The sequence below is a fragment of the Bacillus sp. TCT6 genome, from assembly GCF_056033845.1.
This window is the reverse complement of record NZ_JBVYHX010000001.1, coordinates 1,644,887-1,656,703: the sequence shown is the minus strand read 5'-3', so window position 1 is coordinate 1,656,703 and position 11,817 is coordinate 1,644,887. Positions and strand designations below refer to the sequence as shown.

The 11,817-nt window shown below is 33.8% G+C and carries 12 protein-coding genes; 3 read left to right on the top strand and 9 right to left on the bottom strand.

Features of this window, described 5'->3' with window-relative positions:
- Positions 1-33: 33 nt before the first annotated feature.
- Positions 34-1,497 carry a flavin monoamine oxidase family protein gene (locus AC0ONG_RS08440; protein WP_001168122.1) on the bottom strand — a complete coding sequence of 488 codons (1,464 nt, stop codon included), beginning with the start codon at positions 1,495-1,497 and terminating at the stop codon, positions 34-36.
- Between the two features lie 177 nt (positions 1,498-1,674).
- On the opposite strand from AC0ONG_RS08440, the gene AC0ONG_RS08435 reads away from it, so the two are divergent.
- Positions 1,675-1,866 carry a DUF3896 domain-containing protein gene (locus AC0ONG_RS08435; protein ID WP_000683363.1) on the top strand — a complete coding sequence of 64 codons (192 nt, stop codon included), beginning with the start codon at positions 1,675-1,677 and terminating at the stop codon, positions 1,864-1,866.
- A gap of 104 nt (positions 1,867-1,970) precedes the next feature.
- Entirely contained in the window at positions 1,971-2,972 is a 1,002-nt protein-coding gene (locus tag AC0ONG_RS08430; protein WP_127725766.1) for an LLM class flavin-dependent oxidoreductase, read from the top strand.
- Between the two features lie 44 nt (positions 2,973-3,016).
- On the opposite strand, the gene AC0ONG_RS08425 is transcribed toward AC0ONG_RS08430, so the two are convergent.
- The 3 genes from AC0ONG_RS08425 to AC0ONG_RS08415 all read right to left on the bottom strand — a co-directional run bounded on the left by AC0ONG_RS08425 (position 3,017) and on the right by AC0ONG_RS08415 (position 5,177).
- Positions 3,017-3,961: an alpha/beta hydrolase gene (locus AC0ONG_RS08425; protein ID WP_000798312.1), complete on the bottom strand. Its 945-nt coding sequence runs from the start codon at positions 3,959-3,961 to the stop codon at positions 3,017-3,019.
- Positions 3,962-4,175: 214 nt separating this feature from the next.
- Positions 4,176-4,631: a DUF3939 domain-containing protein gene (locus tag AC0ONG_RS08420; protein WP_000488205.1), complete on the bottom strand. Its 456-nt coding sequence runs from the start codon at positions 4,629-4,631 to the stop codon at positions 4,176-4,178.
- A 102-nt stretch (positions 4,632-4,733) separates the two neighbouring features.
- Entirely contained in the window at positions 4,734-5,177 is a 444-nt protein-coding gene (locus AC0ONG_RS08415) for a Dps family protein (protein WP_000105199.1), read from the bottom strand.
- 241 nt (positions 5,178-5,418) lie between these two features.
- Between AC0ONG_RS08415 and AC0ONG_RS08410 the strand changes: the two genes are divergently transcribed.
- Positions 5,419-6,459 (top strand): YkvI family membrane protein, encoded by a 1,041-nt coding sequence (locus AC0ONG_RS08410; protein ID WP_000370209.1) that lies wholly within the window; start codon positions 5,419-5,421, stop codon positions 6,457-6,459.
- Positions 6,460-6,493: 34 nt separating this feature from the next.
- Here AC0ONG_RS08410 and AC0ONG_RS08405 read toward each other — a convergent pair whose 3' ends face one another.
- The 5 genes from AC0ONG_RS08405 to AC0ONG_RS08385 form a co-directional block, all read right to left on the bottom strand.
- A complete protein-coding gene (locus AC0ONG_RS08405; protein WP_000965064.1) occupies positions 6,494-6,859 on the bottom strand; it encodes a DUF3979 family protein in 366 nt (121 codons plus the stop codon).
- A 321-nt stretch (positions 6,860-7,180) separates the two neighbouring features.
- Positions 7,181-7,486 (bottom strand): hypothetical protein, encoded by a 306-nt coding sequence (locus tag AC0ONG_RS08400; protein WP_000539571.1) that lies wholly within the window; start codon positions 7,484-7,486, stop codon positions 7,181-7,183.
- Between the two features lie 196 nt (positions 7,487-7,682).
- Complete coding sequence (locus tag AC0ONG_RS08395) at positions 7,683-9,665, bottom strand: HAMP domain-containing methyl-accepting chemotaxis protein (RefSeq protein ID WP_127725765.1); 1,983 nt, start codon at positions 9,663-9,665, stop codon at positions 7,683-7,685.
- A 200-nt stretch (positions 9,666-9,865) separates the two neighbouring features.
- The gene (rsgA, locus tag AC0ONG_RS08390) at positions 9,866-10,915 is read right to left on the bottom strand and encodes a ribosome small subunit-dependent GTPase A (protein ID WP_136996451.1); all 1,050 of its coding nucleotides are present in this window, start codon (positions 10,913-10,915) and stop codon (positions 9,866-9,868) included.
- Between the two features lie 182 nt (positions 10,916-11,097).
- Positions 11,098-11,625 (bottom strand): DinB family protein, encoded by a 528-nt coding sequence (locus AC0ONG_RS08385; protein ID WP_136996453.1) that lies wholly within the window; start codon positions 11,623-11,625, stop codon positions 11,098-11,100.
- Positions 11,626-11,817: the final 192 nt, after the last annotated feature.

The following is an 11,817-nucleotide window of genomic DNA, read 5'->3' as shown; positions in this document are numbered from 1 at the left end:
ATATAGTAAAGAATTTTCTGAATTAAACACATTTTACTCATTCACTTCCATCGCTACAAAAATTCCAGATTCAATCGCACCTTGAATCCATCCGTGATATAGCGTTGTATGATCTCCAGCGAAGAATATTCTCCCCTCTGGTTTGACAATCGCTGGTTGTAGCTCAGATTCTTGACCTGCTTGAAAAAGCGCAAATCCTCCAAGCGCATACGGATCCAATGTCCAGCTTTTTGATATTCCAGATATGAACTCATCATACACTTGACCTCCTAATATTGTTGCTAAGTTGTGTAAGGCGTAATAAATACGATCGCCTTTTGATAAACCATCCCATAACAATGCATCGTAAGACCATGTATAGCTACCTAACATCATAGCAGGTCCTTTTTCTCCAATTCCATGACTTGGATAATAGGCATAACGAATTGGCAAATCTGTTATAATTCTGCCACCTAATTGCCCTTGTTCTTCCCAAAATCTGCTTTTAAATTGAATTCCTATTTTCGTCGCAGGCATGTAATGCAATTCACGAATTGCTTTCCATTTTTCATGAGATATAGAATCAAACGGATCTACTTCTACAAAACGCATTGTCGAAAACGGGATAGTAACAATAACTAAATCTCCTGTAATACTACTATATTCAAAAGTTTCCTCGTTCCGATAGAAAGCTGTCACACCATTATCGTGTTGATGTAACTTCATTAATTTTTGATTATATATAATATTTTCTTCTAATTGCGGTAAAAATGACTTTGGTAATCTATCATTCCCGCCCATAATTTCACAAAATCCGCTCTCCTCTTGCATAATGTATAGAAATCGTAAAGTCTCTACAAACGACCGCTCTAAAAAACCTTCTAAATCTAATAGAACACCGATCATCTCAATTGTTACTGGCGAAAAGTAAGTATTATACTGATAAGGATGATACTTTAAAAATTGTCCTGTGGAATATCTCCCAAAATCCTTCACTACAACATCCCAATTTTTCTCTGGATTTCTTTTAATAAAATTTATTATCGGCTGTACTGCTAATAACAATAGTTCTTCAGACGTTTTTCCCACTTCGTTCATTTCCACAGGATACCTTAAAATACTCGGATCCTTTTCATATTGTTTCAACGTCGTTTTCCGTCCATTTACATAAATAATATCCGTCTCATTCCTATTAATAAAAGGACTCACCTGTAGCCCAAATTTTCTTATATATGCCATCGTTAACCTATGTGTATACGGAATTCTCATTGCTCCCACATCTAAATATAATCCGGTATCTTCCATTCTAACTGTCTCTATACGGCCACCTACCCGGTTGTTTGCTTCAAAAATTTTCACATCATGTCCTGCAGCCTTTAATAAAGATGCTGAAACTAATCCAGCCATACCAGCTCCCACTACAATAATTTGTTTTGGACTTATCGTCTTCTTCAATCCTTTATCTATAACTTTTAACGCTTCATCCATTTCAGTGTTATACATTATATCTTTCTGCACAATTCCACCCCTTATTTCATCAAATGGACGTTAGTGGTTTAGTGCATTTTATTCATAGATCTCCATAAACATAACACCATTGCAATTTGAATATTCACTAAAAATACATAAGAGACAGATTTCATATTTCTTTATGCTTCGTATAATATAGCAACTGCAAAGAAGGAGTGGTTAAAAATGAAACATACTTATGACTACCATGCTACAAAAAAACATTTAGAATTAAAGAAACAAAACTTATGTAAAAAACTTAGCAATATGACACTATCTGCAAAAGAACGTGAACAGCTAAAACGTGAAATTGACAACTATGAATATATTTTAAATCTAGTCGAAATGAATCATTATGAACGCGGATTTTCTCATTAAAAGCGGAAATAAGATTATCCGCTTTTCATTTTGAGCATTTCACTACGCATTTTTCATAAGTAAATATATAATAGGATGTACATTAAGATTGAGAGGTATATTCTATGATCAAGTTAAGTGTATTAGACCAATCACCTATTTCAGATGGTAGCACAGCAGCCCAAGCTTTTTCACATACAGTTACGCTTGCACAAGAAGTTGAAAAACTCGGATTCACACGTTTTTGGGTATCCGAACATCATAATTCCGTAGGCTTAGCTGGTTCAAGTCCAGAAATACTTATTTCTCATATTGCCGCAAAAACGGACCATATTAGAGTCGGTTCAGGTGGTGTTATGTTACCGCATTATAGCCCATATAAAGTCGCTGAGAATTTCCGTGTTTTAGAAGCACTGTATCCAAATCGTATCGATCTCGGTGTTGGTAGAGCCCCTGGTGGTATGCCAATAGCAACTCGCGCACTTCAAGAAGGGAAAATGGTCTCACTTGATCAATATCCAGAACAAATTGCAGACGTTGCAATGTACATACATGATCAAGTACCAGAAAACCATCACTATGCAAACTTAAAAGCCACTCCAGTTATCCCAACATCTCCTGAAATGTGGATGCTCGGTTCTAGTGGAGAGAGCGCTAAAATTGCTGCAAACAACGGAGCTTCTTTCGCATTTGCACAATTTATTAATGGCTTTGGAGGCCCTGAAGTTATGAGGGCTTACCAAGAACAATATCAGCCCTCATTTTTAGGAGATAAACCAAAGTCAATCGTTGCTATTTTTGTTATTTGCGGAGAAACAAATGCAGAAGCAGAAAAAATTGCTTCTAGTTTAGATTTATCAATCTTATTATTAGAGCAAGGAAAACCAACTACTGGTACACCTTCTATTGAAACTGCTCAAAATTATTCATACAGCGCTTATGATTTATTCCGTATAAAAGAAAATCGTCAACGTATGATTGTTGGTGATCCGTCTTCTGTAAAAGAAAAAATAATAAACTTAAGCAAAGCATACAATACTGACGAATTTATGATTGTCACGATTACTCATCAATTCGAACATAAACTAAAGTCTTATCGCTTACTAGCAAATGCTTTTAATTTATAATTCTAAAAAGAGATGCATCACATATGATGCATCTCTTTTTCTTACTACTTATTGTTTTCATTTCCTATATATTCAATAGCTTCTTTTAATAGCTCATCAAAGTTAATAGGATAATTATGATCTAAGTCAGGCACAACTTTATACTTATGTTCTATATTCTTATCTCTTAATAGTTGTACAAATTGCTGCACGGATTCGAAACAATCTTCATCTTGATCCCCGCATACTATATATCCTTTTATATGTTTATCCTGCAGCACACTCAACAACTCATCCCATTCTTCAATCTTGGGAAGCCAGGGTGCCATAAAAACAAAACCATCTACATCTATATCTTTTTGTAAAATCGTATATAAAGCTACTCTTGCCCCTGCAGAAAAACCACCAATTATTACATTTTCTACTGTATGATTTTCTATAAACTTATTGTAATGCTCTTTTAATTCCCCTTTCCCTCTCTCTAGATCATCCCAAACAAATCCACCTGAAAACTGAATTTGTGAAGACTGTGGTAAAGCTAACGTGTAATCTTGTGTCAAAACTGATTTCCAATATGGCTCTACTATTTGAATATTTTCTTGGTCACCATGTAATGTAAGTAGTAGATTTCCCTCTTTCTTGCTGTATATATATTTCACGTCTGGTCTTTCCGTTTTATGTGCTAATCCTTCTCTTTCTTTACATAATTGAACCATTGTATGAAATTCTTCAAATTTATGTAGTGATTTTAAATCATCGTCCGAAATTAAATACTCATTTCCATACCAGAATCCCTTTTCTATAATGGCCTCTCTCATTAAATGTAATGCTTCTTTTTCAAGTCCCGATGCACTTGCGAGCGCATACTTAAAATTATATATTTGCGCCTCATTCCCTATTACACCTGTAGCATTTTCCATTATATAATTGTACGCTTCAAAACTTCCTTTATTTGCATAACAACGTAACGTTTCATTTAATAATTGAATGTAAGTCATACTATTTTTCATGTACCAATTCCCCCGAAACCTTTTATAATATTTTTTTGCGAATCTTTATACCACTTTGTATAACCTACGCTAACAATATCTTATTCTCAGAATGATGCTTAATAGTTACTCTTCCCTGTCCAATGCATTTAGTATAAATGAAAATAGACTGAAAAATCAATATTTTAACAAACAAAAAAAGACAACAATATATGTATTGTTGTTTTCATTACATCTACCCGCTCTTTTGTTTTTTTCTATCTGGTTTACTTGAAACTAAATAATGTTTTTCTGAAATATATAAGTCTCTTTTTAAGCTACGATTTAAGTAAGGTCCTAGTTTCATTCCGCATATGAGGCGATCTTCGCTACCTTCAACAATTGGGAACATTTCTTTTTCTGTTACGTATTGATCTACTGCTTTTTGTACGACATCAATTTCTTTCACTAGGTTTAAATTTTCTGCTGTATGTTCAAATACCTCAAGCGTTTCCTTCGTTATGAGAAAATCATTTGTTGGAAATGCAGGTAAATACGGTTTTAACAAATCATAATTCACTGTATAATCGTCATTTACTAATACTGTATAAACAATATTAGCATTCGTTTCTAAAAACTGAGCCATCGCTTGTTCTAATTCATCTTTCGTAATTTCCCGCTCTTCTTTTCCAGTTCTGAAAAAGCGAAACATCGCATCGCCTCCTTTTTACTATATTATAGCATAAAAGAAAACTGAAAAATCATAAAAAAACCCATTGAAATAATTTTTCAATGGGTTTCTATATATTTATCGTTATTTTAAGAATGCACTTAGCATCCATACATGTTGTTCTAATGTTGTATGAATTGCTAACAACATGTCAGCTGATGTTTCATCGCCAGCTTCGCCCGCAACTTCCATACCTTCTTTTAATTCTTGAATAAGTGCAGAATAATCATTCACTAATGTTTGCACCATTTCTTCTGCAGATTCTTTGCTTGTCCCTTCGCTGACACTAGATGTTGCGAGATATTCTTTCATTGTCGCTAATGGTTTACCTTCTAAAGCTAAAATACGTTCTGCTAACTCATCAATATACGTTCCAGCTTCATTATAAAACTCTTCAAATTTCTCATGTAATGTAAAGAAGTGTGGCCCTGTCACATACCAGTGATAATTATGTAGTTTCACATATAACACATTCCAGTTTGCTACCTGCTTGTTTAATACTTCAACAACATTTGTTTTCGTACTCATACAACCCACTCCTCTTATCATTTTGTAATGTTTATCTTTTAATAACCTAATTACATTTTACCATACATTCCCTTTCCTTTCGAACAATCGGCTTATATGTAACAAAGTTTTAACACCTTTAATACTTCCCTAATATCATTTAATTCATGTATTTTTTCAAACACTTCATACGTCTAATTGTCCAAGCTCATACATATGCATAATAGTACATCAAGCTCATCATAGTAGAAAGAGGGATAACATGGACAATCAACAATGGCAAGTAGCAAAGAAAGTAGCTGCTACTTATATCGGAACTGTCGTTGGAGCTGGATTTGCTACTGGACGAGAAATTGTTGAATTTTTCACAGTGAATGGATTATATGGGACAATTGGCATATGTGTAAGTGGATTTTTTTTTATTTGGCTCGGCACAAAGATGATGTTACTTTCATCGCAAATTGGGGCATTTTCAGCGCAAGAATTTAACAAATATTTATTTGGGGATGTATTTGGGAATGTTGTAAACACATTATTATTACTCGTTTTATTCGGCGTAACGAGCGTTATGTTATCAGGGGCTGGTGCAGTATTTGAAGAGCAACTTCGCTTACCAAGACAACTCGGTATTCTCATTACAGTTATCGCTTGTCTCATTATAAGTAGCCGCGGATTACAAGGTGTTTTTGAAGTAAATACACTTGTCGTACCTATTATGATGATTTTTATTATCGGACTTGCTATTACAACCTTTTTTCACGGTACACCTTCCATTAATAACACTATTCCTGCAGAGAGTTGGAATATGAAATGGATTACTAGCCCTATTACATATGTCGCCTTAAATCTTTCTCTCGCCCAAAGTGTTCTCGTCCCATTAGCCAGTGAAGTTAAGGATCGAAAAGCCATTTTTTGGGGTGGGATTTTAGGGGGTGCTGGACTTTCTTTAATTTTATTATGCAGCCATTTAGCAATCTTATCAGTCGATCAATTTTATCAATATAACATCCCAATGGCTGAAGTCATAAGAAGATTTAATGCAACTTTTCACTTCTTCTTCGTTCTCATTATTTTCGGTGAAGTTTTCACAACTTTAGTTGGTAATGTGTTCGGAATGACAAAACAGATGCAATCTATTACTGGGTGGAAAAATAACAATATTATTTTCTTTATTTTACTAATTAGTTATTGCTTTAGTTACATCGGTTACAGTGACTTACTTCACATTCTATATCCTATCATCGGATGGGTAAGTATTGTTATACTTCCAATCATTGCATTTAAACAACTTCAAAAAACATAAAAAAGCATCCATGTTATTGGATGCTTTTTTATGTTCATTCACAATCATCACATACTTCCCAGTACGGCCCCATTTCTAATGCTAAATATGGCTTTAATTGCAACCGAATCATTCGACTAGGCATGCGCTCTAAAACAAATTGAATACCCTCTTCATCTTCGTCTAATTCAACTTTTGAAATCGCAATTCTTTGCATAGTCGTAATGGGAATTCCATCTTTATATAAAGTGATTTTCACCTCATCGTATTCATTAAAATACAATTCGACACTCATTTGATTTTTCAGAATTTCATCAACAATTTTATATGTATCATTTTGTTCTTGGATTATATATTTCCATCCGCCTCTATCTTCTTTCGGAGCTGTTTGAAATAATGTCTCCAAATCCTCGTATAGCATAAGATAACCCCTCTCTTACTAAAAACGATGAGTATTTTATATACCCTTTATCTCTATCACTATCCATAGCTATTGTACCATATATCACCGTTCTTACCGTATTCATTTGCTTCATACATACTTATAAAACAACTAATTCTATCTCCATTATTATGTATATTACCTCATTACTCCATACTCTCTTACAAGTTCAAATAACATCAGACTTTAATCAATGCAAATATTCTCTACTGTCCGCTTTTATTAGCTTACAGCATTCACACTTTTACATATAGTAAGACTAACACAAATAAAAAAGGAGAGTGACTTATACCACTCCCCTTAAAAGAACTTCCCTATAGCTGCTAAAACTAATACGATTATTAAAATTGCGAATAATAATGAGACAATGAAACTAAAAATAGGTAACGCTTTCTTTTCATTCTTCTTAAATAGTAACTTTAAACTAAGAAAAATATTTACTGGTACAAGTATAAAATAAAAATATTTAACAATTTGCACCGAGCTATTCGAAAGTGTTTTTAATATAAACACTTCAATTAGAAAAACAATAAAAAATGAAATACTTAGCCAAAATGAAACGTAACTAAGCCAAGAATGTCTTTTTGTCCCCCAGTACACTCCCATAATACTCTCCTTTTATTTGTATTCTATAGGTTAACAATTATACACAAAGCTAACAAATACCTCTATTTTTCGACAAATATTATGCAAAATACCATTTTAAACGTCATAAGAGGACTCTACATCCCACATTTAAATTTACATAATAAAACAGACTCTCCCAATACATACTTCTATTTTAGGGACAGCCTGTTCTCTGTTAAACTTTAAATCTGTCAATTAGTCCTTGTAACTCTTCAGCCATTTGAGATAACGTGCCCGCTGCGGATCCAATTTCCTCCATCGAAGCTAGCTGTTCTTCAGCTGAAGCCGCAACATTTTGTGTGCTTGTTGCATTATTTTGTGCTGTCATTGCAATTTGTCCTACCGAAATAGATACTTCATTTGCCCCTTTTGACATTCCATTAGCCGTTTCAACCATCGTCTTAATTTGATTAGCTATTTCATTTGTAGATTGTAAAATTTCAGCAAAGTTTTGCTTCGTTTCATTTGCGATAACAAGTCCAGATTGAACTTCCTCATTTACATGATTCATAGATTTGACTGTCTTACCCATATCATCTTGTATTTCACATATTAATTTACTAATTTCACTAGAAGATACGCTAGACTGCTCTGCCAATTTACGTACTTCATCTGCAACAATCGCAAAACCTCTTCCATGCTCACCGGCTCTTGCAGCTTCAATCGCCGCATTTAGAGCTAGAAGGTTTGTTTGATCTGCAATATTTTGAATTACTTCTAAAATATCACCAATTTGTTTTGATTTATTATTTAGTAATTGTATAACTGCATCTGATTGTGACACAGATTCTGCAATAGACTGCATCTGGTTTACTGTTCTTCCTACTAGTTTCCCACCATCTTCTGCTTTTTCACGAGTATGTGCGGAAGCCGTATTAATAGATGATGAACTATTTGCTACATGCTGAATTCCTTCCGTTACATCAAATAGCAACATAGCACCATTTTCTACGCTTGTTGTTTGCGTCGTTGCCCCACTTGATATTTCATCCATTGCGATTGTGATTTGCTCAGTCGCTTCACTTGCTTGCCTTACACTTGCAGTTAGCTCTTCTGATGCCGCTGCAACATGCCCAGCTGAATCGTTAATTCTTCCGATTAACGTCCGTAACGAATTCGTCATCTCATTAAAGCCTTTAGCAAGTTGGCCGATTTCATCATTAGAATGAATTTCAATTGTTTGCGTTAAATCCCCTTCACTTATTTCTTTAGAGGTAACAACTAATCTCTTTAAAGGCTTCGTAATTGAAAGTGTTACAAAATAAATAAGTGCTCCACCTATTACTAATGAGATAAGCATAACAATTAACATATTATAAAATACAGGTTGAGCAGCTTCAATTACTTCACTTGAGTACATAGTCCCACCAATTTTCCAACCTGTTTTTACATTTGTAGCAAATACCATATTCTTTTCACTACCACCATAAGAATATGAAAAAGCACCGTGATTATCTTCATAAATTTTCTTTGCCCAAGAATCAGTCGCTTTTTCTCCTGATTTTTCTTGTGGATGAGCAATTATTTTTTGCTTTCCATCTAAAATGAAGGCATATCCTTTTTTACCAATATTAATTAACTTTGATGTTTTTAATAAATTATCTAAACTTAAATCTAGCGCAACAACCCCATTTTTATCTTCTGTTTGTTTTGCGATTGTTACGACAATATGTCCATTTCCTTTTGCCTTATACGGCTCAGTAACAACAATACCACCTTGTTTTGCCACTGCATCTTTATACCAAGGTCGTGCTGTTGGATCATAATCTGCTGCCATTTGTATATTTGGTTCTTGCACAAATTTTTTATCATTTCCGGCAACATATACTTGTTCAACATCTTTATTTAAATTTATATATTGAGATAATATTTTTCTTAATTCATCCTGATTATCTCCTTGATACATATTCCCCTGAATCACCCGTGCAAAATTATTCACATCATTAAATTTTGCATCAATCATTTGATTGATTAAATTATCCAGTATTTTTATATTGTCGTTGGCACTACTCTTAATTTGTGATTCAAAATTCTTTTTGGCTGTTTGATAAGACATGCCTCCGATAATAGACACAGCCGCAATTAAAATTACAAAGAATGAAATTAATAGCTTTTTTGCTACTTTCATATCACGAAACAAATTTAATAGTTTACCCATTATGAACCTCCTAATTTTCAAATTTAAAAGTTAAATTGAGTTAATTATTAATATTTCCCAATCCCTAATTATTATTTTCATAACCTACTATGATGAATACTTTGTAAAGTTTAAACAATTAATTTCTCTTTGTCTATATATATAAATAATATTATTATAAAATTTACAAATAGAAAAAACCAAAGGGCACCCTTTGGTTTTTACATTTTTTTATGTTGTTTAGAAAGCTTTTTCCACTTATCACGCTCTGCTCTGGCAAGGATTGCATCTTGTTTTCTCATAAAATACGCCAGTTCTCTTTGTAATTTTTTATAGCTTTTCAAACGATCTATCGTAATAAGTCCGTTATCAATTGCACTATGCACCGCGCATCCTGGTTCATTCTCATGCTTACAATCACGAAAACGGCATGTTGTCGCGAGTTTTTCAATATCAGAGAATGTTGTTTGAATCGCTTCGCTTCCTTCCCAAAGTTGCAATTCCCTCATGCCGGGAGTATCAATAACTAAACTACCACTCGGTAATCGGAACAATTCACGATGAGTTGTCGTATGTCTTCCTTTACTATCTTCCTCACGAATATCTCCCGTTTTTGCTACTTCAATTCCTATAAGTGCATTTAACAAAGTGGATTTCCCAACACCGGATGATCCGACTAAAGCAATTGTTTTCCCTGAAGAAACAAATTGCTGCAACGATTCAATACCAGTATGCTCTAAACTATCAACGACGAAGATTGGAACACCAATTGCCACAGCTTCCGTTTCAACAATTTTCTGTTCCATGTCCTCACATAAACTACTCTTTGTTAAAACAATTACAGGCATTGCACCGCTTTCATACGCTAAAAGTAAATAACGTTCCATTCTTCTTACATTAAAATCATGGTTAAGTGCATTCACTAAAAATAGATAATCTACATTCGCTGCTATTACTTGTTCTTCCGTTCGAGTACCAGCCTCTTGTCTAGAAAAAGAGCTTCTTCTCGGAAAAATACTATGAATGATAGCTTTCTTTTCATTCTCTATTTTCTTTATATACACCCAATCACCAACAGCTGGATAATCTCCCTTCGTTACTGCTTCATGCCGAAACTTTCCAGACAGTTCTGCCATATATTCACCATCGTTACAAATAATGCGATATATATGCTTACGCTCAAGTAAAATACGACCTACTTCAAATTTCTCTACAGCTTGTTCCTCAAAAAAAGAATCCCAGCCATACGATTCTAAAATATTTTGATTCAAATTGATATCCTCCCTAGTTTTAGCTAAGTGGAAGGATAGTGCGCTCACTTATATCGTTTCGCCCTTTCCATCCACCTTTGTATTTGGTTTATTATTCATATAAGTTATTTTCGCCATAACACATCACCCCGTTCTTATTTTAATTACTCTCATTATATGGAATTCTCCTATAAAAAGCTACATCATTTAACGTAATTTTCAAATAATTTGTTTTTGAGCATTCTAATTTGTCCTCGGTGACTAATTTCATCTTCTAGCACATGAAACCAAAGATAGTGCTGGTTATATACTACACCGTTAGGCCACTTTCTTTCTGACATGAGCCACTCATCACCTTGTTCACTTAAATACTTCAGAGATTCTTCTCGAACACTTTGTAGAAGTTGTACATAATACTGTATTTCATGACCACGGATCGCTCTATCCGCTTCCCCTAAATACAGTGCATCTTCCCATATTTCTAATTCTTCTTTTGTAAAGTCACGATCTTGAAATGAAATAAGCTGATGAACTTTTTCAATAGCTGCTATATGTTTTAATAAGGCACCAATTGAATTCCCGCTACTCTGCATAATTAAATCTAATTGCTCAACTGATAAATTTCTTACTTCACCTAATGTTACAGCTCTCGTATGCTCAAGCATGCTTACTAATTCCCCTATTTTTTTTGTATAACCATCTACACTTCTTATTCGATAATCTATATTCATATCACGCACCCCTTTCTGCATTCATATTATTGTAAAAATGATTCATATAATAGACTGAAATATATCTGAATTTTCCGTTATAATTAAATTGAATACAAAATATACCCAAACAAACTTTCTCAATATGCTTATATGAAATATTAAAAGGAATCAATATAAAATAATCGAATCTTATTCACTAAAAGGAGTGGA